The sequence below is a fragment of the Actinomadura rubrobrunea NBRC 15275 genome (assembly GCF_001552235.1).
GTDB lineage: Bacteria > Actinomycetota > Actinomycetes > Streptosporangiales > Streptosporangiaceae > Spirillospora > Spirillospora viridilutea.
In genome coordinates, this window is the sequence record NZ_BCQU01000007.1 from 74080 (window position 1) to 97134 (window position 23055).

General features: G+C 73.4%; 22 protein-coding genes and 1 riboswitch. Of the genes, 3 read left to right on the plus strand and 19 right to left on the minus strand.

The features are described 5' to 3' along the window. Window positions 1–400 precede the first annotated feature (400 nt). Window positions 401–1096 carry a carboxymuconolactone decarboxylase family protein gene (locus AR3_RS03725; RefSeq protein WP_227023153.1) on the minus strand — a complete coding sequence of 232 codons (696 nt, stop codon included), beginning with the start codon at window positions 1094–1096 and terminating at the stop codon, window positions 401–403. A gap of 144 nt (window positions 1097–1240) precedes the next feature. Here AR3_RS03725 and AR3_RS03730 point away from each other — a divergent pair, with 144 nt between their 5' ends. Both AR3_RS03730 and AR3_RS03735 read left to right on the plus strand, forming a co-directional pair. Continuing rightward, window positions 1241–2317 carry a GNAT family N-acetyltransferase gene (locus tag AR3_RS03730; protein WP_067908361.1) on the plus strand — a complete coding sequence of 359 codons (1077 nt, stop codon included), beginning with the start codon at window positions 1241–1243 and terminating at the stop codon, window positions 2315–2317. A 27-nt stretch (window positions 2318–2344) separates the two neighbouring features. After that, window positions 2345–3163 carry a class I SAM-dependent methyltransferase gene (locus AR3_RS03735; RefSeq protein WP_067908364.1) on the plus strand — a complete coding sequence of 273 codons (819 nt, stop codon included), beginning with the start codon at window positions 2345–2347 and terminating at the stop codon, window positions 3161–3163. On the opposite strand, the gene AR3_RS03740 is transcribed toward AR3_RS03735, so the two are convergent. The 16 genes from AR3_RS03740 to AR3_RS03810 all read right to left on the minus strand — a co-directional run bounded on the left by AR3_RS03740 (window position 3130) and on the right by AR3_RS03810 (window position 20835). Then, the gene (locus tag AR3_RS03740; RefSeq protein ID WP_067908486.1) at window positions 3130–4401 is read right to left on the minus strand and encodes a serine hydroxymethyltransferase; all 1272 of its coding nucleotides are present in this window, start codon (window positions 4399–4401) and stop codon (window positions 3130–3132) included. The genes AR3_RS03735 and AR3_RS03740 overlap by 34 nt on opposite strands. Window positions 4402–4461: 60 nt before the next feature. Continuing rightward, window positions 4462–4548: riboswitch (ZMP/ZTP riboswitch) on the minus strand. 47 nt (window positions 4549–4595) lie between these two features. Further along, complete coding sequence (locus tag AR3_RS03745; protein ID WP_106258701.1) at window positions 4596–5234, minus strand: class I SAM-dependent methyltransferase; 639 nt, start codon at window positions 5232–5234, stop codon at window positions 4596–4598. Window positions 5235–5399: 165 nt separating this feature from the next. Further along, on the minus strand, window positions 5400–5777 hold the full coding sequence (locus AR3_RS03750) for an RNA polymerase-binding protein RbpA (protein WP_067908370.1): 378 nt from the start codon (window positions 5775–5777) through the stop codon (window positions 5400–5402). A gap of 115 nt (window positions 5778–5892) precedes the next feature. Next, a complete protein-coding gene (gene secG, locus AR3_RS03755; RefSeq protein ID WP_067908373.1) occupies window positions 5893–6135 on the minus strand; it encodes a preprotein translocase subunit SecG in 243 nt (80 codons plus the stop codon). A 180-nt stretch (window positions 6136–6315) separates the two neighbouring features. Continuing rightward, window positions 6316–7107, minus strand: a complete 792-nt coding sequence (gene tpiA, locus AR3_RS03760) for a triose-phosphate isomerase (RefSeq protein ID WP_067908376.1) — start codon at window positions 7105–7107, stop codon at window positions 6316–6318. A 6-nt stretch (window positions 7108–7113) separates the two neighbouring features. Next, entirely contained in the window at window positions 7114–8301 is a 1188-nt protein-coding gene (locus tag AR3_RS03765; RefSeq protein WP_067908379.1) for a phosphoglycerate kinase, read from the minus strand. A 93-nt stretch (window positions 8302–8394) separates the two neighbouring features. Beyond that, the gene (gap, locus tag AR3_RS03770; RefSeq protein ID WP_067908382.1) at window positions 8395–9399 is read right to left on the minus strand and encodes a type I glyceraldehyde-3-phosphate dehydrogenase; all 1005 of its coding nucleotides are present in this window, start codon (window positions 9397–9399) and stop codon (window positions 8395–8397) included. A gap of 263 nt (window positions 9400–9662) precedes the next feature. Further along, entirely contained in the window at window positions 9663–10352 is a 690-nt protein-coding gene (locus tag AR3_RS30240; RefSeq protein ID WP_146150263.1) for a hypothetical protein, read from the minus strand. 97 nt (window positions 10353–10449) lie between these two features. Further along, window positions 10450–11430 (minus strand): DNA-binding protein WhiA, encoded by a 981-nt coding sequence (whiA, locus tag AR3_RS03775; RefSeq protein WP_067908385.1) that lies wholly within the window; start codon window positions 11428–11430, stop codon window positions 10450–10452. 60 nt (window positions 11431–11490) lie between these two features. Further along, complete coding sequence (locus AR3_RS03780; protein WP_067908388.1) at window positions 11491–12525, minus strand: gluconeogenesis factor YvcK family protein; 1035 nt, start codon at window positions 12523–12525, stop codon at window positions 11491–11493. Further along, a complete protein-coding gene (rapZ, locus tag AR3_RS03785; protein WP_067908391.1) occupies window positions 12518–13396 on the minus strand; it encodes an RNase adapter RapZ in 879 nt (292 codons plus the stop codon). Before rapZ ends, AR3_RS03780 begins: the two co-directional genes overlap by 8 nt. 157 nt (window positions 13397–13553) lie before the next feature. After that, on the minus strand, window positions 13554–15608 hold the full coding sequence (gene uvrC, locus AR3_RS03790) for an excinuclease ABC subunit UvrC (RefSeq protein WP_067908394.1): 2055 nt from the start codon (window positions 15606–15608) through the stop codon (window positions 13554–13556). Window positions 15609–15774: 166 nt separating this feature from the next. Beyond that, window positions 15775–16245, minus strand: a complete 471-nt coding sequence (locus AR3_RS03795) for a Rieske (2Fe-2S) protein (RefSeq protein WP_083950903.1) — start codon at window positions 16243–16245, stop codon at window positions 15775–15777. 207 nt (window positions 16246–16452) lie between these two features. Beyond that, window positions 16453–19290, minus strand: coding sequence for an excinuclease ABC subunit UvrA (gene uvrA / locus AR3_RS03800; RefSeq protein ID WP_067908397.1), 2838 nt, complete (start codon window positions 19288–19290; stop codon window positions 16453–16455). A gap of 283 nt (window positions 19291–19573) precedes the next feature. Further along, window positions 19574–20176, minus strand: coding sequence for a GNAT family N-acetyltransferase (locus tag AR3_RS03805; RefSeq protein WP_067908401.1), 603 nt, complete (start codon window positions 20174–20176; stop codon window positions 19574–19576). 44 nt (window positions 20177–20220) lie between these two features. Further along, entirely contained in the window at window positions 20221–20835 is a 615-nt protein-coding gene (locus AR3_RS03810; RefSeq protein WP_083950904.1) for a TetR/AcrR family transcriptional regulator, read from the minus strand. 92 nt (window positions 20836–20927) lie between these two features. Here AR3_RS03810 and AR3_RS03815 point away from each other — a divergent pair, with 92 nt between their 5' ends. Then, the gene (locus AR3_RS03815) at window positions 20928–21386 is read left to right on the plus strand and encodes a nuclear transport factor 2 family protein (protein ID WP_067908405.1); all 459 of its coding nucleotides are present in this window, start codon (window positions 20928–20930) and stop codon (window positions 21384–21386) included. Here the strand turns inward: AR3_RS03815 and AR3_RS03820 are convergent. Both AR3_RS03820 and AR3_RS03825 read right to left on the minus strand, forming a co-directional pair. Continuing rightward, the gene (locus tag AR3_RS03820; RefSeq protein ID WP_217998433.1) at window positions 21356–22162 is read right to left on the minus strand and encodes an MBL fold metallo-hydrolase; all 807 of its coding nucleotides are present in this window, start codon (window positions 22160–22162) and stop codon (window positions 21356–21358) included. The two genes, AR3_RS03815 and AR3_RS03820, sit on opposite strands and share 31 nt — an antisense overlap. A gap of 58 nt (window positions 22163–22220) precedes the next feature. Continuing rightward, complete coding sequence (locus AR3_RS03825) at window positions 22221–22919, minus strand: Crp/Fnr family transcriptional regulator (RefSeq protein WP_067908413.1); 699 nt, start codon at window positions 22917–22919, stop codon at window positions 22221–22223. Window positions 22920–23055 lie beyond the last annotated feature (136 nt).

Consider the following 23055-nt stretch of genomic DNA (forward strand, 5'->3'; position numbering starts at 1 on the left):
CGGGGTTCACCGGTCGACCGCCGAAAGGGTGCAGGGGGCGACGAGCGCCGCGTCCGGACCGCCGATCGGCGCGTCCGCCGGCCCGCTCTCGCGCCTCTCGGGGCGCGTCCGGCGGGGCCGGTCGTCAGATGCGGCGGGGTGCGCGGCGCGGACGCGCGCCGCCGGGTTCGTCCGGGTCATCTGCGGCCATCCTGATACCGATGCCATCCATCGCAGAGCTTGTCTGATCCTGACAGGAGCAGTCAATAGAGATACCAGAAGGATCCGGAATGTCAATCGAGCCCGAAAGAGAATATCGAGACGCCCGAATCAGGCCGTCTCCGCCCCGCTCTTTTCCGCGGGTCTCGGCAGCGGCGACGAAATGCGGGTTCGCCGATTCTTTGCCGACGGTCCCGCAGCGTCATCCGGGGTCGGCGTCGGGCCAGCGGGGCGCGGGTTCTCCCGCGGGCACGCCGACGCGGAACACCCTCAGGTGCAGGGCGAGCGTCGAGCAGTAGCCCACCAGGGTGACCAGCTCGACCAGCCCGGCGCGCCCCAGGATGGTGGCGGCCTCGGTGAACAGCGCGTCGGCCAGGTCGCCTTCGGCCGCCAGCTGCCGGGCCGCCTCGTACACCACCCGTTCGCGCGCGTCGGCCAGCAGCGGCGCCCTCCCCTCCCGCAGGATGTCGATCTCCCGCGGGGTCAGCCCGGCGCGCCGGCCGGTGCGCTCGTGGGCGTACCACGCGTAGTCAGCGCGCCGGTGCGCGGCCACCACCAGGGCGGCGATCTCGCGTTCGCGGGGGGTGAGGGAGATCCGCGACCGCAGCGCCTCGCCCAGCTCCTGCAGCGACAGGCCCACGCGGGGGCTGTAGAGCATCGCGTTGTACGGCCCCAGCAGCCGTCCGTCCCGGTCGACGCGGCGGACGGGGGCGTCCTCTCGGCCGTCGGAACCGCCCGCGACGGCCTCGTAGAGCAGGCGCTGGGCGTCGTCCAGCACGGCCGGGGACAGCGGCGGCAGCCGCGCCCCGCCGTCGGCGTCGTCCGCGCCGTCCCAGCCGGGGCCGCCGGGCGGGACCCGGTGGCCGGGGATGTCCTCGCCGCTCAGGGGGTCGATCACTTACGCGACGGTAGGCGCTGGGCGGACGCTCCTCAAGACCCGCGGCACGGCTGAAACCGTCAGAACATGCTGGCGTAGCGGTTATGTAACAACCCGCGGCGACGCTGGGAGACGCCCCGCTCCCGACCGCGGAAGGACCGTCCCATGCCGCTGCTGAGAATCCGCACCGAGATCGAGGACAGGCCCGGCCGACTGGCCCGGCTGACCGCCGCGCTGGCCGAGCGGGGCGCCAACATCCTCGGCCTCTCCGTGCAGGTCGGTCCCGGCGGCGTGGTGGACGAGTTCGTGGTGAGCGTCCCGGACCCCGCCCCGGGGGATCCCCCGCCGGCGCGGGCGCTGGCCGAGGCGATCGCCGCGGCGGGCGGGGCGCGCACCGCCGTGGTGCCCGCGCGCCCGCGCGAACTGGTCGACGAGCCGACGCGGGCGCTGACGCTGGCGGCGCGCCTGTGCGCCCGGCCGCAGGACCTGCCGGAGGTGCTGGCCGAGCTGCTGCGCGCGCACGAGGCGTCCTGGATCACCGGGCCCGCCGACGACGACGGCGCGCCGGACGTGCTGACCGTCCCGGTCGGCGAGCGCCGCGCGGTGCGGCTGCGGCGCTACGGCCTGCCGTTCACCGCGACCGAGGCGGCCCGCGCGGACGCCCTGGTGCGCGCGGCGCTGCCCGCGCCCTCCCCGGCCCCGGCCTCCCGGACCGTGGTGCTGCGCGACGGCACGCGCGCGGTGGTGCGCCCCATCCGGCCGCGGGACGCCGACGCCGTCCTCGACCTGCACGCGCGGTGCTCGCCGGAGTCGCGCCGCATGCGCTACTTCAGCGCCACGCCCGCCCCTCCCCCGAGGGCGATGCGGGACTTCACCGACCCCGCGCACGGGCTGACGCTGGTCGCCGAAGGGCCCGACGGGTCGCTGCTGGCGCTGGCGCACCTGATCCACGTGCTCGAACCGGGCGTGGCCGAGCTGGCGTTCCTGGTGGCGGACGCCTGGCAGGGGCGCGGCCTCGGCCGGGCCCTCACCGAGCTGCTGGTGGTGCTGGCCCGCGAGCGCGGACTGGTGGAGCTGCGGGCCGCCGCGCTCGCCGAGAACCGGCGGGTGCTGCGGCTGCTGATGTCGCTGGGCGGACGGGTCCGGCGCACCGACGAGCCCGGCGTCGTCGAGGTTCGGCTGCGCCTGGACGGCCGGGACGCCGCCCCGTCCGACCGCGCGGCGGCCGCCGCGTCCCGCTGACCGGCCCCGGGGTGGCAGGATGGCCGGGTGACCGGCATCTACGACGATCCGCGGGCCTACGAGCTGGCGTGCGCGTTCCGGGACGTGCCCGCCGAGGTGGACGCGCTGCTGGCGTGGTGCGCGCGGCACCGCGACGGCGGCGCCGCCGTCCGCACCGTGCTGGAGCTGGCCGCCGGGCCCGCAGAGCACGCCCGCGAGTTCGCCCGCCGCGGCGTCGAGGCCACGGCCCTGGACATCAACCCGGCGATGTGCGCGTACGCCGAGCGGGCCGCCAAGGACGCCGGCGTCGACCTGCGGGTGGTCCGGGACGACATGACCGCCTTCGCCCTGGACCGCCGGTTCGACCTGGTGGTGACGATGCTGGACTCCACGTCCCACCTCATGACGCTGGACGCGTTCACCGCCCACCTGGACCGGGTCGCCGAGCACCTGGCCGGCGACGGCGTGTACATCGTGGAGATGTCGCATCCGCGCGACCGGCTGTCCGACGAGCCGAGCGTCAGCACCGGGTGGACGGTGGAACGCGACGGCGTGCACGTCACGGTACGGTGGGGCGAGCCGACCGACCGGCTCGACCCCGTCACCCAGATCTCCGAAGACCACGTCACGGTCACCGTCGCCGAGGGCGGGACGACCCGGGTGATCCGCGACGTGGTGCCGTACCGGTTCTGGTCGGCGACCGAGGTGGAGGCGGCCGTCCGCCTGTCGGGCGCACTGGAGATCGCGGCCCGCTACGGCGACTTCGGCGACGTGCCCGTCACCGCCCCGGACGCGTGGCGGATGATCCTGGTGCTGCGCCGCGCGGGCTCCGGTCAGGGAGCGGGCGCCCAGCCGGGCATCGGGTAGCCGGCCATCAGCTCGCGCACCTCGCCGGCGACGCGGGCGAGCACCGCCTCGTCCTCCTTCGCCGTCGCCTGGACGACCTCGTCGATCCACGCGGCGATCTGCGGCATCGCCTCCTCGGTGAGCCCGCGCGTGGTGATCGCGGCGGTGCCCAGCCGCAGCCCGGACGGGTCGAACGGCGTGCGCGGGTCGAACGGCACGGTGTTGTAGTTCAGCTCGATGCCCGCCCGGTCGAGGGCCTGCGCCGCGGGCTTGCCGGGCACGCCCTTGCCGGTCAGGTCGATGAGGATCAGGTGGTTGTCGGTGCCGCCGGAGACCAGGTCGAACCCGCGTTCGGCCAGCGCGGCGGCCAGGGCCTTGGCGTTCGCGACGACGCGGCGGGCGTACTCGGCGAACTCCGGCCGCGCGGCCTCCCCCAGCGCCACCGCGATGGCGGCGGTGGTGTGGTTGTGCGGGCCGCCCTGCAGGCCGGGGAAGACGGCCTTGTCGACGGCCTTGGCGTGCTCCGCCGTCGACATGATCATGGCGCCGCGCGGCCCCCGCAGCGTCTTGTGCGTGGTGGTGGTGATCACGTCGGCGCAGCCGACCGGCGAGGGGTGGGCGCCGCCCGCGATCAGCCCGGCGATGTGCGCGATGTCGGCGGCCAGCACCGCGCCGACCTCCCGGGCGATCTCGGCGAACGCGGGGAAGTCGATGGTGCGCGGGACGGCCGTGCCGCCGCACCAGATCAGCTTGGGCCGCTCCGCGCGGGCCAGGTCGCGGACCTGGTCCATGTCGATGCGGCCGGTGTCCTCGCGCACCCCGTACCGGACGGGCCGGAACCACCTGCCGGTCGCCGACACCGACCAGCCGTGCGTCAGGTGGCCGCCCATCGGCAGCGACATGCCCATGACGGTGTCGCCGGGCTCCAGGAACGCCAGGTAGACTGCCAGGTTGGCGGGCGAGCCCGAGTACGACTGCACGTTGGCGTGCTCGACGCCGAAGACCTGCTTGGCCCGGTCGACGGCCAGCAGCTCGATCGGGTCGATGTTCTGCTGGCCCTCGTAGTAGCGGCGGCCCGCGTAGCCCTCGGAGTACTTGTTGGTCAGGACGCTGCCCGTGGCCTCCAGGACGGCGGGCGACACGTAGTTCTCCGAGGCGATCAGGCGCAGCTTCTCGAACTGGCGCCGCGCCTCGGCCTCGACCAGGCCGGCGATGTCGGGATCCTGCGCCCGCAGACGGGCGATGGCCGGTTCGTGCATGACGACCTCCGCGCTGCTCTCGCCGGAGGCCCCGGTACGGTCGCCCCCGGCCGACGGGGGCCCGTACACCCAGGCGCGCGGTGTGCGGACTGCGTTCGCTCCCCGGTGGTCGATTCCACCTTGACTGCGCCAGTCGCGTGCACCGCATTGTAGTCGGCGCCGCCCGCCGTCCGCGGACGGAGATCACGGGCCGGTCATGCCGGGCCGGGTCGTTCCAGGGGCAGCGCGGTGCCGATGACACGGGGGGCCACCACCGACACCCGCGCCCCGGGCGGGAACACCAGCCGGCGGCAGCGTTCGATCCGGTATCCGGCGCGTTCCAGCTCCCCGACGGTGTCGCGGTCGACGCGGCAGCCGCCCATCAGCCGCGCCCACAGCGGGGCGAGCAGGTCCTGGCGGCGTCCGAAGCCGCCGTCGGCGCGGACGTGCTCGTAGAAGCGCAGCCGCCCGCCCGGCCGCAGCACGCGGCGGAACTCCTCCAGCGCCGCCCGCGGGTCGCGCACCGAGCACAGCACCCCGGACACCACCACCGCGTCGGCGCAGGAGTCGTCGAGCGGGATCCGCTCGGCGGTCCCGTCGACCACCCGGATGCCGACCGGCGCGGTCCGCGCCGCCGCGGCCGCCTTGCCCCGCAGGTACGGCTGCGGCTCGACGGCGACCACCTCGGCCACGTCCGGCGGATAGTGCGGGAAGTTCAGCCCGTTGCCCGCTCCCACCTCCACGACCCGGCCGGACAGCCCGGCCAGCAGCTCGCGGCGCAGATCGGCGTTGCCGCGCTGCTCGCCCCGGGCCGCGACCAGATCGAAGAACCGGGCGAAGATCGCATTGCTCATGGACCGATCGTCGCGCATGCGCCGCCCCGGCGGAACCTCTCCGGCCGCCTCTCCGAACACGGGACCCGGCCGGCGCGCACGGCCCCGCGGGCATGCGAACGGCCCGGCGCCCCGTGGGCGGGACCCGGGCCGTGGGACGATCTCGGGGGCGCGGACCGCGCGCGGTCAGCTGTTGCGTCCCGCGGACTGCATGGCGGCCTTGACGGCGGCCCGCCGCTCGCGGAGCTTGGCGAGGGCCTCCTCCAGGATCGCCTGACCGTCGGCGTCGCTGCGCCGCTCCTTCACGTACGCAAGGTGCGTCTTGTACGGCTCGGTCTTCGGCGGGGCCGGGGGGTTGTCGGGGTCCTGCCCGGCGGGGAACCCGCAGCGGGGGCAGTCCCACGTTTCGGGAATGGCGACGTCCGTCGCGAAGCTCGGGCGCACCTCGTGCCGGTTGGCGCAGTAGAAGGTGACCCAGACGCGGGGAGCCGCCTCCCCGCGCTCGGCCTCTCCCATGGGGCCGGCGCCCACCCGGCTGCCCCGAATCGCGTTGCCACTAGCCACGGACCAACTCCTCGCTTGATCTGCCGCTCGCTTGTCTACCGCCGCGTGCCGCGCCCTCCTCGGGGCGGGCGCGGCACGGTGGCGCGACGGCCGGTGTCCTCGGGTCGGGGTCCGCTCAGCCGACGCCCTTGCTCTTGAACAGCAGCCCGAGCACGACGATCGAGGCGACCCAGACCAGCCCGACGCCGATCGTCAGCCGGTCGAGGTTGCGCTCGACCACCGACGATCCGCCCAGTGACGAGCTGATACCGCCGCCGAACATGTCGGAGAGGCCCCCGCCCTTGCCCTTGTGCATCAGGACGAGGATCACCATCAGCACGCTGGTGATGGCGAGCACGATCGACGTTGCGATGATCACGTTTCAGCGCCTTCTCTGGCCGCCCCGGGTGCGGGGCGCGTTCTCGAACACTTGCACGGACAGGACATGGTACGAGCCGAGCGGTTTACCCGTCACGTACGAAGGGTACGACGAACTACCGGCTGGTACGACGAGAATCCGCATGTCGTTGCCGAATCGATGGTGAATCGAGGCGGATTCTCAGGCGGGCAGGTCGCGGTACCGGCAGATCTTGACGAACTCGCCGGGGTCCAGGCTGGCACCGCCGACCAGTGCGCCGTCCACGTCCGGCTGCTTCATGATCCCGGCCACGTTGCCGCTCTTCACCGACCCGCCGTACAGCACGCGCGCCTGGGCGGCCACGTCGCCGTCGTACAGCTCGGCCAGCCGGGTGCGGATCGCGCCGCACACCTCCTGCGCGTCCTGCGGGGTGGCGACCTCGCCGGTCCCGATGGCCCACACCGGCTCGTAGGCGATGACGGCGGTCCGGGCCTGCTCGGCGGGGATCTTCTCCAGCGCGCCGTCCACCTGGGCGAGGGTGTGCGCCACGTGCTCGCCCGCCTTGCGCACGTCCAGGCCCTCCCCGACGCAGATGATCGGGACGATCTGGTTGGCGAAGGCGGCCTTGACCTTGGCGTTCACCAGCGCGTCGTCCTCGTGGTGGTACTGGCGGCGCTCGGAGTGCCCGACGACGACGTACGAGCAGCCGAGCTTGGCCAGCATCGAGCCGGAGATCTCGCCGGTGTAGGCGCCGGAGGCGTGCGGCGAGACGTCCTGCGCGCCGTAGCGGATCGCCAGCTTGTCGGCCTCGACGCAGGTCTGCACCGAGCGGATCGCGGTGAACGGCGGCAGCACCACCACCTCGACGGCCTCGTAGTCGGGCTCCTTGAGGGTGAACGCCAGCTGCTGCACCAGCTTGATGGCCTCGAGGTGCGAGTTGTTCATCTTCCAGTTGCCGGCCATCAGCGGCTTGCGGGCAGGGTTCGCGGCCATCGGTCGTCAGTCCTCCAGAGCCTTCAGGCCGGGCAGCGTCTTGCCTTCGAGGTACTCCAGGCTGGCGCCGCCGCCGGTCGAGATGTGCGAGAACGCGCCCTCGTCGAAGCCGAGGCGCCGCACCGCCGCGGCCGAGTCGCCGCCGCCGACGACGGTGAACGCGCCGGAGTCGATGAGCCCCTGGGCGACGGCGCGGGTGCCGTGCGAGTACGGCTCCATCTCGAACACGCCCATCGGGCCGTTCCAGAACACCGTGGCGGCGCCCGCCAGCTTGGCGGCGAACAGCTTGCCGGACTCCGGGCCGATGTCCAGCCCGAGCCGGTCGGCCGGGATGGCGTCGACGGGCACCGCCGAGTGCTCGGCGTCGGCGGCGAACGCGGCGGCGGCCACCACGTCCACCGGCAGCACGATCTCCACGCCGGACTCCTCGGCCCGCCGCAGGTAGCCGCGGACGGTGTCGAGCTGGTCGCGTTCGAGCAGGCTCTTGCCGACCTCGTGGCCCTGGGCGGCCAGGAAGGTGAACACCATGCCGCCGCCGACGAGGATCCGGTCGGCCTTGCCGAGCAGGTTGTCGATGACGCCGAGCTTGTCGGAGACCTTGGAGCCGCCGAGCACGACCGCGTACGGGCGGGCCACGTCCTCGGTGAGGCGCTTGAGCACGTCCACCTCGGCGGCGATCAGCCCGCCGGCGGCGTGCGGCAGCCGCTGCGGCACGTCGTAGACGCTGGCGTGCTTGCGGTGCACGGCGCCGAACCCGTCGCCCACGTACAGCTCGGCGAGGGCGGCCAGGCGGTCGGCGAACGCGCCGCGCTCGGCGTCGTCCTTGCTGGTCTCGCCGGGCTCGAAGCGCAGGTTCTCCAGCAGCGCCACCTCGCCGTCGGCCAGGCCCTCGACGGTGGCGCGGGCCGAGTCGCCGACGACGTCGGAGGCGAACCGCACGTCCGCGCCGAGCAGCTCGCCGAGCCGCGCGGCCACGGGGGCCAGCGAGAACTCCGGCTTCACCTGGCCCTTGGGGCGGCCCAGGTGGGCGCAGACGACGACCCGGGCGCCCCGGTCGCGCAGCGCCTTGATCGTCGGCACGCTGGCGCGGATCCGCCCGTCGTCGGTGATCTTTCCGTTCTCCAGCGGGACGTTCAGGTCCGAGCGGACCAGCACCCGCCGCCCCGCGACATCGAGATCGTCAATGGTGCGCATCGCAGTGGATGTCCCTTTCACAGGCGCCCGCCGCGCGGCCCGCGCCCCGCGGAGGGGCCGGACGCGCGGCGGGCGGCGTGGCCGTCGGGCGGGTCAGAGCTGGGCGCCGACCAGCTTGACCAGGTCGACCAGCCGGTTGGAGTAGCCCCACTCGTTGTCGTACCAGCCGACGACCTTCACCTGGTCGTCGATCACCTTGGTGAGCCCGGCGTCCAGGATGCAGGACGCGGGGTCGGTGACGATGTCGGCCGACACGATCGGGTCCTCGGTGTAGCTGAGCACGCCGCGCAGCGGGCCCTCGGCGGCGGCCTTGAGCGCCGCGTTGACCTCCTCCACCGTGGCGGAGCGGGCCAGCGTGACCGTCAGGTCGGTGGCCGAGCCGGTCGGGATCGGCACGCGCAGCGCGTAGCCGTCCAGCTTGCCCTTCAGCTCGGGCAGCACCAGGCCGATGGCCTTGGCGGCGCCGGTGGAGGTCGGGACGATGTTCAGCGCGGCGGCGCGGGCCCGGCGCAGGTCCTTGTGCGGGCCGTCCTGCAGGTTCTGGTCCTGCGTGTAGGCGTGGACGGTGGTCATCAGGCCGCGCTCGATCCCGAAGGTGTCGTGCAGCACCTTGGCCATCGGCGCCAGGCAGTTGGTGGTGCAGGACGCGTTGGAGATGATGGTGTGCTTGGCCGGGTCGTAGGCGTCGTGGTTGACGCCCATGACGATGGTGACGTCCTCGTTCTTGGCCGGAGCGGAGATGATCACCTTCTTGGCGCCGTTGTCGGCGTGCACCTTGGCCTTGGTGGCGTCGGTGAACAGCCCGGTGGACTCGATCACCACGTCGGCACCGAGGTCGCCCCACTTGAGGTTGTTCGGGTCGCGCTCGGCGAACGCCTTGATGGTGCGGCCGCCCACGACGATCTCGTCCGCGGTGGCCTTCACCTCCTCGCCGAGCCGGCCGAGGATGCTGTCGTACTTCAGCAGGTGGGCGAGGGTGGCGTTGTCGGTCAGGTCGTTCACCGCCACGACCTCGACGTCGGCCCCGCTGGCCAGTACGGCGCGGAAGAAGTTGCGGCCGATCCGGCCGAACCCGTTGATGCCTACTCGGATGGTCACGGAACCGCTCTCCTCGTACCTCGTGGACGCGCCCGGGCATCGGGTCCGGGCCGCTTGTCTACCTTGGTCCGGGGGGTCGTCTCCCCACCGCCGACCCTATCTAATCCGGTGCCGCCGCCCTGACACCGGCGGGCGGTGAAACGCGGGTGGCCGCGCCTCCCCCGCACGGGTGATCCGGGGGCCGCCGGGAACGGGGCCGACGCCGCGGTCGGCGCGGCTTTCACCTCGGGATGGGGATCTCGACATCGGGCGGGTCGGACGGCTCAGGACCGCGCCAGGACCCCGGCAACAGCGCGGCCAGGGTGAGCAGGTTCCAGCTCTGGCCCGGACGGCGCGGCGGCACCTCGGCGAGGCGCCGTTCCACCGCGCCCCGGTCGAGGATGGAGAACAGCTCGGACGGCGCGTCCGGGATGTGCTCGCGGAAGATGTCGGCGAGCTCCTTTCCGTACGACTTGCGCCAGTTGAACCCGGCGGCGCCCTCGGCCCGGGCGGCGCGGCGCCGCCGGCGGCGCCAGTCGCGTAGCGGACGCGGCGAACCGCGGCCCGCCCGCCTCGGCGCGGTAGACGGGGCAGGCCCGGGTGATCGACGTGGCCGCCTCCATGCCGTCCGGCCCGACCCGGAACACCGAGAAGCAGCCGCCGAGGTCGACGCCTTCGTCGAGCCGGTCGGCGCCCAGCAGCGCGTCGGCGTCGCCCTTGCCGCCCAAGTGGCCGCAGTAGCCGAGGGCCCGGTCGCCGGAGAGGAGGATCGGGTCGGGGAAGGGCGCCTCGGACGGCTCGTTCGTCCAGGCCGGCGGCGCGGCGCCGCCGTCGGGGGAGATCCGTTCGGCGGTGCGCCAGCGGTCCGGCGGCACCGGCACGGCCTCGGCGATCGACCGGCGGGCGGCGGCGAGCAGCGCCGGGTCGACGCGGTCTCCGGGACTGCGCACGGCGATGGCGAGGTAGGCACGCATGCGCGGCACCCGACCACCGCCCGGCGAACGGCTCGTGAACTCCGGGGGGCGGGACGGGGACGCCCGGCCCCGCCGCGGCCGCGATGGCCGGATGCGGTCAGGGGGCGAGCATCTCGGCGGTGAGGTTGGCCTCGGTCCCGGGGATGCCCAGGTCCTGGGCGCGCTTGTCGGCCATGGCCAGCAGGCGGCGGATGCGGCCGGCGATGGCGTCCTTGGTCAGCGGCGGGTCGGCGAGCTGGCCGAGCTCCTCCAGCGAGGCCTGCTTGTGCTCCAGCCGCAGCTTGCCCGCGTTGACCAGGTGCTCGGGGGCGTCGTCGCCGAGGATCTCCAGCGCCCGCGCGACCCGGGCGCCGGCGGCGACCGCGGCGCGCGCCGAGCGGCGCAGGTTGGCGTCGTCGAAGTTGGCGAGCCGGTTGGCGGTGGCGCGCACCTCGCGGCGCATCCGCCGCTCCTCCCACGCCAGCACGCTGTCGTGGGCCCCGAGGCGGGTGAGCAGGGCGCTGATGGCGTCGCCGTCGCGCACCACCACCCGGTCGACGCCGCGCACCTCGCGCGCCTTGGCGTGGATCTTCAGCCGGCGGGCGGCGCCGACCAGGGCGAGCGCGGCCTCCGGCCCGGGGCAGGTCACCTCCAGCGACATCGACCGGCCGGGCTCGGTCAGCGAGCCGTGCGCCAGGAACGCCCCCCGCCAGGCCGACTCGGCGTCGCAGGCCGCGCCCGCGACCACGTGCCGGGGCAGCCCGCGCACCGGACGCCCGTTGTTGTCGATCAGCCCGGTCTGCCGGGCCAGCGACTCGCCGTCGCGGAACACCCGGACCACGTACCGGTTGCCCTTGCGCAGCCCGCTGGGCGCGAGCACCACCACGTCCGAGGTGTGCCCGAACACCTCGGCGATGTCCTTGCGCAGCCGCCGCGCGGCCGCCCCGGTGTCGACCTCGGCCTCGATCACGATCCGCCCGCTGACCAGGTGCAGGCCGCCGGCGAAGCGCAGCAGCGTCGACACCTCCGCCTTGCGGCAGCAGGGCTTCATGATCGACAGCCTGCTCAGCTCGTCCTTCACCACACCGGTCATCGCCATAGATGAACCCTCCCCCTTGTGGACTCCCAGCAGTCTGGCCGATGTCGGCCCGGCCGGGCCTCACTCACGGAAAATCTTCACGAAGGCTTGGGCCAGCCGGGCGGGATCGTGACGCGGCGACCCGTCGTCGGCGGCGACGTCGGCCAGCAGCAGCCGTCCGCCGAGGTCCTGGACGGCCTTGTCCAGGGCCGCGGGGTCGTCCACCACCCCGCGGTCGGCGACGACCACGTCCACGCGCAGGTCGGGCGCGTGGTCCTGCAACACCTCCAGGTGGGTCTGCGGCGAGAAGTCGTCGGTCTCGCCGGGCTGCGGTGCGAGGTTGAGGGCGACGATGCGGCGGGCCTTGGTCTCGGTCAGGGCGCGCGCCAGCTCGGGAACCTTCAGGTGCGGCAGCACGCTGGTGAACCAGGAGCCGGGGCCGAACACCACCCAGTCGGCCTCCTCGACGGCGCGCACCGCCTCCGGGCAGGCGGGCGGGTCGGACGGCACCAGCGACACGCTCAGCACCTTGCCGGGCGTCTTGGCGCACGCCACCTGCCCCTTGACCTCGGTGACGGCGTCGGGCGCGGCGGGGTCGGCGCCGCGCACCTGCGCGACGATGTCGAGCGGGACGGAGGCCATCGGCAGCACCCGGCCGTGCGCGCCCAGCAGCCGCCCCACCCAGTCCAGTCCGGCGACGGTGGGGTCCGTGACGGGCGCGCCGGCGCCGTCGGCGAGGCCGCCGCCGGTCAGGGCCTGGGCGCCGAGCAGCTCCCACAGCGCGACGATGAGCAGGTTGCCGACGGCGTGCTCGTGCAGGGCGCCTTCGCTGCGGAAGCGATGCTGGACGACGTCGCGCCACGTGCGGCCCCACTCGTCGTCGCCGCACAGCGCGGCCAGCGCCATGCGCAGGTCGCCGGGCGGCAGCACGCCCAGCTCGCGGCGCAGCCGCCCGCTGGAGCCCCCGTCGTCGGCGACCGTGACGACCGCGCAGAGCCGGTCGGTGACGCGGCGCAGCGCCGACAGGGACGCGTACAGTCCGTGACCGCCGCCGAGCGCGACGACCCGCGGCCCCGAGGGGTCCGCCGCCGCGCCCGCGGCCCGCCCGTCACTCACGGCCGAGGTCGCGGTGGGCGACCTGCACGTCGATGCCCTCGTTCCGCAGGCGCGCGCCGAGCTGCTCGGCGATGGCGACGCTGCGGTGCTTGCCTCCGGTACACCCCACGGCCAGCGTCACGTAGTGCTTGCCCTCCCGTTCGTAGCCCTCGGCCAGCAGCCGCAGCACCTCGGTATAGGCGTCCAGGAACTCCTTGGCGCCGCGCTGCGCCAGCACGTAGTCGCGGACCGCCGCGTCGCGCCCGGTCTTGGGCCGCAGCTCGGGCACCCAGTGCGGGTTGGGCAGGAAGCGGCAGTCGACCACCAGGTCGGCGTCGACGGGCAGGCCGTACTTGTAGCCGAACGACACCACGGTGGCGCGCAGGCTGGACTCGCCGGTGTCGTCGCCGAAGAAGCTCACGATCTTGGCGCGCAGCTCGTGCACGTTGAGCCCGCTGGTGTCGATCACCAGGTCGGCCTCGGCGCGCACCTCGCGGACCAGCTCGCGCTCGCGGGCGATGCCGTCGACGAGGCGCCCGTCGTCCTGCAGCGGGTGCGGGCGCCGCACGCTCTCGAACCGGCGGACCAGGTCGGCGTCGCTGGCCTCCAGGAACACCACGCGGGGGTGGACGCCGCGCGTCTCCAGCTCGGCGATGGCCGAGTGCAGGTCCTCGGTGAAGGCGCGGCTGCGCACGTCGACGACCACGGCGATGCGGGGCACCGCGTCCTTCACCCGGCCGCCCAGGTCGGCCATGGTGGCCAGCAGCCCCGGCGGCAGGTTGTCGACGACGAACCACTCCAGGTCCTCCAGCGACTTGGCGGCCGTGCTGCGGCCCGCTCCGGACATGCCGGTGATGATCACGATGTCCGGGATCCGCGTGTCGGTGCCCATGTCGGCCTCCCCCTGTGCTCGCCGCGCGTGCCCGTCTCCGTACCCACCGCGCCACCGCCTTTGCGCGCCCCCGTGCGCACCAGGGCGGTCGGCGGACCCGCGCCGCCCGCTTCGCCCGCTGGCGCAGGTCGCCGGCGGGCGTATCAGCGGGCCCGTGTCAGTCACCGGCGCGCCCCTCCCCCGTCGGCGTGCGCGCGCCGGCCTCGTTCGAACCGGCCGTGTCGGCATCGGACGTCTTCGCCCCCGTTCCGGACGCGCCGGCCTCGTGCGAGCCGGACGCGGGAGCGGGAACGGCGCCGTGCAGGGCGGCGAGGATGGCCTGGGCGCTGCGCAGCCCGATGCCGGGGACCTCGGCGACCTGCTCCGGCGTCGCCTCCTTCAGCCGCTTCACCGAGCCGAAGTGCTTGAGCAGCGCGGCCCGGCGGGCCGGGCCGAGGCCGGGCACGCCGTCCAGCTCGCTGGCCGTCATCGCCTTGGACCGCCGCTGCCGGTGGTAGGCGATCGCGAACCGGTGCGCCTCGTCGCGGACCCGCTGCATCAGGAACATGCCCTCGCTGTTGCGCGGCAGGATCACCGGGTCGGGCTCGCCCGGCAGCCAGATCTCCTCCAGCCGCTTGGCGATGCCGCACACCGCCACGTCGTCGACGCCCAGCTCGTCAAGGGCCCGCTGCGCCGCCGCCACCTGGGGCGGGCCGCCGTCCACCACCACCAGGTTGGGCGGGTAGGCGAACTTGCGGGGCTTGCCGGTCTCGGGGTCGATCGGCTGGTGCGCGTTCTCCGCCTGGCGGTCGCTCAGGGTGTCGAGCTCGCCGCCCTTCGCGCTCTCGGCCAGATAGCGCCGGAACCGGCGGGTGATCACCTCGTGGATGGAGCGGACGTCGTCCTGGCCGTCGACGGCCTTGACGGCGAACCGGCGGTACTCGCTCTTGCGGGCCAGCCCGTCCTCGAACACCACCATGGACGCGACCACGTTGGTGCCCTGCAGGTTGGACACGTCGTAGCACTCGATGCGCAGCGGCGCCTCGTCCAGCTCCAGGGCCTCCTGGATCTCGCGCAGCGCCCGGCTGCGCGTGGTCAGGTCGCCGGCCCGGCGGGTCTTGTGCTGCTTGAGGGCCTCCACGGCGTTGCGCTCGACGGTGTCGAGCAGGGCCTTCTTGTCGCCGCGCTTGGGCACCCGCAGCCGCACGGGCCCGCCGCGCCGCTCGGCCAGCAGCTCGGTCATCGCGTCGACGTCCGGCGGCAGCGCGGGCACGCAGACCTCGCGCGGCACCGCCTCGCTCTCGCCGTAGATCTGGATGAGGAAGTGCTCGACCAGGTCGGCGGTGGTGACCGCCTCGACCTTGTCGACCACCCAGCCGCGCTGCCCGCGGATCCGGCCGCCGCGCACGTAGAACACCTGGACGGCGGCCTCCAGCTCGTCCTCGGCGAAGGCGATCATGTCGCAGTCGGTGCGGTCGCCGAGGACCACGGCCTGCTTCTCCAGCGCCCGCTCCAGGGCGCGGATGTCGTCGCGCAGCCGGGCGGCCCGCTCGTATTCCTGCTCGGCCGCGGCCGCGCGCATCTCGGCCTCCAGGCGCTTGACGAAGCGCGCGGTGTCGCCCGCCATGAAGTCGCAGAAGTCCTCGGCGAGCCGCCGGTGCTCCTCGGCGGTGACGCGGCCCACGCAGGGCGCCGAGCACTTGCCGATGTAGCCGAGCAGGCACGGCCGGTCGAGCTGGCGCTGCCGCTTGAACACGCCGGGGCGGCAGGTGCGCACCGGGAACACGCGCAGCAGCTGGTCGACCGTCTCGCGGATCGCCCAGGCGTGGGAGTACGGCCCGAAGTAGCGCACCCCTTTGCGCTTGGCTCCGCGCATCACCATCACCCTCGGGAACTCCTCGTCCAGGGTGACGGCCAGGTAGGGATAGGACTTGTCGTCGCGGTAGCGGACGTTGAACCGCGGGTCGAACTCCTTGATCCAGGAGTACTCCAGCTGCAGCGCCTCGACCTCGGTGCTCACCACCGTCCAGTCGACTTGCGCGGCGGTCTGCAGCATCGTCTGGGTGCGCGGATGCAGCCCGGCGAAGTCGGTGAAGTAGGAGTTCAGACGGGAACGCAGGTTCTTGGCCTTGCCCACGTAGACGACCCGGCCGTGCTCGTCGCGGAACCTGTACACCCCGGGGGACTCGGGGATGGATCCCGGTGCGGGTCGGTAGGTCGCCGGATCTGCCACGCCAGAAAGCCTAGTAGCCCTGGCGATCGGCGCCACCACCCGTCCGATGCCGCGGCATTCGCGTTCGCGCGCCGCGCCGCCGGCCGCCCACGGGGCGGGCGACGGCGCCGCGCTCGTGCGCCGCCGTCCGCCCGCCGGGACCGCTCCCCCGTCCTCGGGCACCCCGTCAGGCCAAGGTGATCTGATCGCCCTGCACGGTGACCTGCTTGGCGGTCAGCCCCTTCTTGGCGGGGCCGCTGACCACCGAGCCGTCGTCGATGCTGAACTTGCTGCCGTGGCACGGGCAGTTGATCGTGCCCCCGTCCACCGCGTCGACCGGGCAGCCGCGGTGCGGGCAGGTCACGTCGAACGCCTTGAACTGCCCCTGCTGCGGCTGGGTCACCACGACCTTCTGGGCCTTGAACACCTTGCCGCCGCCGACCGGGATCGCGGCGGTCTCGCCCAGGGCGGAGCCGGCGCCCCCGGAGCCCTCCCCGCCGGAGCCCTGGCCGCCGGAGCCGCCGCCCGACCCGCCGCACGCCGCGAGCACCCCGGCCGCCCCCGCCAGGCCGACGCCGAACAGGACCCCGCGCCGGGTCTCGCCTTCCCCAGGTGGCCGCTCGGCGGATTCCGTCCGCGGTGCGGGCTCCTGTGCCATGCCGTGTCCTCCGTCCCTCGAGACGTCCGTTGTCACTTTCACCAGGAGCACGTTCCGGCTCCCCCATTGGTTCAAAGCAGAACCATTCTCGGACACGGCACGGGGAGGCCGCGGGACGGGGCCGCTCGAAGGGAGCCGGTGTCGGGGAACTGCTCCCTTCGAGCCAGTTCGCTTGCACCTCCGCGAGGGGCGTCCCTCGCCCGTGCGTCAGCCCAAGATCTTCGCGAGGAACTTGCCGGTGTGGCTGGCCTCGACCTTCGCCACGTCCTCCGGCGTGCCGGCGGCGACGACGGTGCCGCCCCGGGAGCCGCCCTCGGGGCCCATGTCGATGATCCAGTCGGCGGTCTTGATCACGTCGAGGTTGTGCTCGATGACGATGACCGTGTTGCCCTTGTCGACCAGGCCGTTGAGCACGCCGAGCAGGCGGCGGATGTCCTCGAAGTGCAGGCCGGTGGTGGGCTCGTCCAGCACGTAGACGGTGCGGCCGGTGGACCGGCGCTGCAGTTCGGCGGCCAGCTTGACGCGCTGGGCCTCCCCGCCCGACAGGGTGGGCGCGGGCTGGCCGAGCCGCACGTAGCCCAGGCCCACGTCGTTGAGCGTCTTCAGGTGCCGGTGGATCGCGCTGATCGGCTCGAAGAACTCGGCGGCCTCCTCGATCGGCATGTCGAGGACCTCGGCGATCGTCTTGCCCTTGTAGTGGACCTCCAGGGTCTCCCGGTTGTAGCGGGCGCCGTGGCAGACCTCGCAGGGCACGTAGACGTCCGGCAGGAAGTTCATCTCGATCTTGATGGTGCCGTCGCCGGAGCAGTTCTCGCAGCGGCCGCCCTTGACGTTGAAGGAGAACCGGCCCGGCTGGTAGCCGCGCACCTTGGCCTCGGCGGTCTGCGCGAACAGCTTGCGGATGTGGTCGAACACCCCGGTGTAGGTGGCCGGGTTCGACCGGGGCGTCCGCCCGATCGGCGACTGGTCGACGTGCACCACCTTGTCGAGCTGGTCGACGCCGGTGACCCGGCGGTGCTTGCCGGGCACGGTCTTGGCCCCGTGCAGCTGCTTGGCCAGCGCGTTGTAGAGGATGTCGTTGACCAGCGTGGACTTGCCGGACCCGGACACGCCGGTGACCGCGGTGAACACCCCGAGGGGGAACGCCACGTCCACGTTGCGCAGGTTGTTCTGCTGGGCGCCCTTGACGACGATCTCCCGGCCCTTCTGCCGGGGCCGGCGGACCCGCGGCACCGGGATCTCCCGGCGGCCCGACAGGTAGGCGCCGGTCAGGGACTCCTCGCTGCGCAGCAGCTCCTCGACCGGGCCGGACACCACGATGCGGCCGCCGTGCTCGCCCGCGCGCGGGCCGATGTCGACCACCCAGTCGGCGGCCCGGATGGTGTCCTCGTCGTGCTCGACGACGATCAGCGTGTTGCCCATGTCGCGCAGCCGCAGCAGGGTCTCCAGGAGGCGCTGGTTGTCGCGCTGGTGCAGGCCGATGGACGGCTCGTCCAGCACGTACAGCACGCCCACCAGCCCGGACCCGATCTGGGTGGCCAGCCGGATGCGCTGCGCCTCGCCCCCGGCCAGGGTGGCCGAGGCGCGGTCCAGGCTGAGGTAGTCCAGGCCGACGTCCAGCAGGAAGCCCAGGCGCGCGTTGACCTCCTTGAGGACGCGCTCGGCGATGTGCCGCTCCCGTTCGGTCAGCTCCAGCGACAACAGGAACTTGGCGCACTCGCCGATCGGCATGGCCGCGACCTCGGCGATCGACTTGCCGCCCACGGTGACCGCCAGCACGTACGGCTTGAGGCGCGCGCCGCCGCAGGACGGGCACGGGATCTCCCGCATGTAGCCCTCGAAGCGCTCGCGGGTCGCGTCGCTCTCGGCCTCGGAGTGCCGCCGCTGGATGTAGGGGATGACGCCCTCGTAGGAGGTGTAGTACGAGCGGGTGCGGCCGTAGCGGTTCCTGTAGCGGACGTGCACCTGCGTCGAATGGCCGTGCAGGATCGCCTTGCGCGCCTTGGCCGGGAGCTTCTCCCAGGGGGTGTTCAGGTCGAAGCCCATGGCGTCGCCCAGCGCCGACAGCAGCCGCAGGAAGTAGTCGCTGACGTGCCCGTTCGACCACGGCTGGATGGCGCCCTCCCCCAGGGTGAGGGACGGGTCGGGCACGACCAGCTCGGGGTCGACCTCCATGCGGGTGCCGAGGCCGGTGCAGTCGGGGCAGGCGCCGTAGGGGGAGTTGAAGGAGAACGAGCGGGGCTCCAGCTCGTCGAACGACAGGTCGTCGTAGGGGCAGTACAGGTGCTCGGAGTACATCCGGGTGCGGTTCTCGTCGTCCTCGGGGAGGTCGACGAAGTCCAGCACGATCGTGCCCCCGGACAGGCCGAGCGCGGTCTCCACCGAGTCGGCCAGCCGCTGGCGCGCCGACTGCTTCACCGTCAGCCGGTCGACGATCACGGAGATGTCGTGCTTCTCCTGCTTCTTGAGCTTGGGCGGGTCGTCGAGGCGGACCATCCGCCCGTCCACCATGGCCCGCGAGTACCCCTTGGACTGCAGCTCGCGGAACAGCTCGACGTATTCGCCCTTGCGGCCGCGGATCACCGGGGCGAGCACCTGGAACCGGGTGCCCTCCTCCAGTTCCAGCACCCGGTCCACGATCTGCTGCGGCGCCTGGCGGCTGATCGGCCGGCGGCACACCGGGCAGTGGGGGCGGCCGATGCGCGCGTACAGCAGCCGCAGGTAGTCGTAGACCTCGGTGATCGTGCCGACCGTGGAGCGCGGGTTCTTGCTGGTCGACTTCTGGTCGATCGACACCGCCGGGGACAGGCCCTCGATGAAGTCGACGTCGGGCTTGTCCATCTGGCCGAGGAACTGGCGGGCGTAGGCCGACAGCGACTCCACGTACCGGCGCTGCCCCTCGGCGAAGATCGTGTCGAACGCCAGACTCGACTTGCCGGAACCGGACAGCCCGGTGAACACGATCAGAGAGTCCCGCGGCAGGTCCAGCGAGACGTCCTTCAGGTTGTGCTCGCGTGCTCCACGCACGATGAGTCGGTCATGCACGGCGTTCTTCCGGTTCCTTGTCTGGGCGCGAAGGCGAGACACGATGGCCTCAGGGTAACCAGAGGCGGCGACAGCTCCCCGGGGAAATAACGCGACGTCGAGCCGCCGCATTTCGTGCCGGTCCCGGCCCGCTTTGTTTATGGTCCGCGCCCGTCCCATCGACCGGGCGCACCACCGAACCGTACACGTGTTCGAACACCTGACGCCACCGGAACCGCACCCGTGCCTTCTCACCGCTCCCGCCCAGGCCCCCGCACGCGTTCCGCACAGGACGGCCGCGCGGTCATCGGCCGCGGGCGGCGAGGGCGCGGCGGCGCGCCTCGCTGTCCCCGTGGGCGTCCCGCGACATGACCCAGACCATGTCGCGGCCGGTCTCCGCGGGGAGCACGGCGGCGCGGGGCTGGACGCGGTCCAGCCGGTAGCCGAGCGAGCGCGGGACCGCGGCGCTGGCCGCGTTCGCCTGATCGCAGTGGATCTCGGTGCGGTCGATGCCGGGGAGGGCGAACGCCACGTCCGTCATCAGCGCGGCGGCCGTGCTCGCCAGACCGCGGCGGGTGTGCGCGGCGTGCACCCAGTAGCCGATCTCGAGGCACTCCGGCCCGGCGCGGCGGTGCAGGCCGACGCAGCCCAGCACGGCCGTCTCCTCGGGGTCGAACACGCCGTAGACGAACTCGGCGCCGCGGTCCCAGGCGTCGACCGAACTCCGGAGGAAGGCGCGCTGGCCCTCCAGGGAGGGCGCGTCCTGCGCCCAGGGCATCCACGTGCGCAGGTGTTCGTGGGACTCCGTGACGGCGTCGAGGAGGATCGCCGCGTCGCCCTCGCTCCAGCGGCGCAGGACCAGTCCGGGCGCGCCCAGACGGGGCGGCGGCCACGCGGATGCGTTCACGGCCCCATCGTGGCCGCCGCCGCACCGTCCGGGCCAACGCTTTTTCAGGGGCGGGGCCGCAGCCCGTCGAACACGATCATCAGCGTGCGGCGGCGCAGGTCGTCGTCCCACGCCCCGTGCATGGCGCCCTGGCAGGTGGCGGTGAGGATCGCCATGACCTGGTCGAGCCGGACGTCCGGACGCACGGCGCCGGCGCGCTGCGCGCCCTGCAGCAGCTCGCCGACCACGTTCTCCAAGGCGCCGCGGATCTGCTCGTCGGTCCGGACGCCCATGCCCTCGGCGGCCAGCAGGCCCAGCACGGTCCGCACCCGGGCCGCCCGCTCGACCATGAACGCGAAGAAGTCGAAGAAGGCCGTGGCCGGATCGGCGCCCGCCGCCAGCGCGGCCGCCTCGTCCACCAGCCGGGCCCGCAGCTCCTTCATGATCGCCGCGAGCAGGTCGCGCTTGGTCGGGAAGTGCCGGAACACCGTGCCGATCGCGACCCCGGCCCGCGCCGCCACCTCCTCGGTGGAGGCTCCCTCCCCCTTCTCGGCGAACACCTCCTCGGCGGCGGCCAGGATGCGCGCCCGGTTCCGCCGGGCGTCCGCGCGCAGCCGCCGCCCGGTCTCCTGCCCGCCGCGCCCCGCCTGCCCGGCGTCGTCAGGTCCGCGTGCCGTCATGGCCTACTTCTTCCCAGCCGATTGACAAGATGAGTCGCCACTCATGATTTTCCAGTCGAGTCATCGCTCATCTTCGGCCGAAGGGACTTCCGATGCCTCGGCAGAGCGTCCCCACGCCCCGCGAGCTGTTCGCCCGCTTCCAACGCAACGTCCTGGAGGGCGGCGTCGCGTTCACCGAGGACATGTGCGCGGAGGACATCGTCCTGGAGACGCCCTTCTCGCCGAAAGGCGCGCCCGGCCGCGTCGAGGGCCGGGACGCGGTGATGCGCTTCGTCGCGGCAGGGCGGAGGTCCCTGGACGTGCGGTTCGAGAAGTTCCGCGACGTCGTCGTCCACGAGACCGCCGACCCGGAGGTGATCGTCGTCGAGTACGCGCTGGCCGCGGCGGCGGGCCCCGGCGGCCCGACGCTCGTCGCCCCCTTCGTCGTCGTGCTGCGCGCCCGCGACGGGCGCATCGCGCATTGGCGCGAGTACCAGAACACGGCCGCCATCGCCGAGGCCCTCTCCGGCCGGCCGCCCGGTCAGCCGTCGTCCAGGGCGAAGTCCACGTAGCGGTCGAAGGACCGCTGGACGGCCGCCTTGCCGTCGGTGGAGACGATGCGCTTCCACCAGCCCCCGTACACGCGGCGGAAGTGGTAGGGCTCCAGCAGCCGCAACGCCCTGCGGATCGTCCTCGGCCGCTCGGGGATGAGGTTGGGGTAGGACCACATGAAGCTGACCCAGCGGCGGTCCTGGACGACATGCAGGATGTCCCCGGTGAACAGGGCTCCCTCCCCGTCCTCGGCGTCGCGCCAGTGCAGCACCTGGCCGCCGGCGAAGTGCACGCCCGCGTTGATCAGGGTGAGGCCGTCGGCGATCTCCAGGGTGTCGCCCGACCAGAACCGCACCGCGTCGTCGGGACGCGCCACCCACTGCCGGTCGGCCTCGTGGATGTAGACGGGGGCGTCGAAGGCGTGCGCCCACTCGATCATCGAGCCGTAGAAGTGCGGATGGCTGATCGCGATCGCCGAGACCCCGCCCAGCTCCCGCACCTGGCGGACGACGTCGTCGTCGATGTAGGTGATCATGTCCCACAGCACGTTGCCGGAGGGCGTCCGGACGAGCAGGGCGCGCTGGCCGATGGAGGTGGGCGGCGCGGCGCCCACGCCGAAGACGTCCTCCCCCTCCTGCGCGACCTCGCCGCGGTGCCCGGCGGCGCGCAGCTCCTCGAGGGTGGTCCACCGCTGGCCGTCCCACCCGACGTACTGCCGTTCGTCCAGGCAGATGGGGCAATCCTCGCGCGGCTCTCCGTATTGGACGCCGCAGGTGACACAGATCGGATGCGTCATGATCGCCATTCTTCCCCCAGGGCGCCGGGGCATCCTGGCCGCCCCCGCGGCGGCGGGATCAGCGATCGTCGGCGAGGTCGGGATCGTCGGCCAGGCGGCGCAGGACGTCCAGGGACCGAATGGTGATCGCGCTGCGGGCGACGTCGAGGCCGCCGCGCACCCGCTCGCCCGCCAGGATCCGGGCGACCTTGCGGCGGCCCATGCCCGCCCAGCGGCCGAGGTCCTGCTGGGGGACGGGCACGCTGATCTCGTAGCCGCCGTCGGGTCCGGGACGGCCGAACCGCGCCGTCAGCCGCAGCAGGCGGCCGGCCAGGCGGCGCTCGGCGCGGTCGGGGAAGTGCGCGACGCGCAGCTCGTTGGCGTCCCGCAGCCGCTCGGCCAGCACCGCGGCCACCGCCCACGCGGCGCCCGGATGGGCGTCCAGGACGGCCCGGAACCGCGCCGCGGGCAGGACGAGCGCCTCGACCGGGGTGAGGGTCTCCACGTTGGCGTGCCGGACGCCGCCGTCCACCGCCTCCAGCTCCCCGACCACGTCGCCGGGGCCCAGCACGTCCAGGATCGCGATCTCGCCGAAGCGGTCCACCCACACTTTCACGGCGCCCCGGCGCAGCACGTACACCTGGGCGCTGCGGGTGTGCTCGCGCATCAGGAAGGCGCCCGGTCTGATCAGAGTCGTGGTGGCGGCCGCGCGCAGCGCCTCTCGGGCGCGTTCCGTCAGGAGGTCCCAGAACGTGGCGACGCGCGGGGTGGTGGTCATGTCGCCTCCTCTCCGCTCCCGGCCAGGCGGAAGCGCACGTTCCCCATTCCAGTGAAACCCGGCGATGCGCCGGTGCACCGCGTAGCACGACACAGGTGACGGCGTCCGCGGCCGCGTCATCCGGATGCGGCGGCTC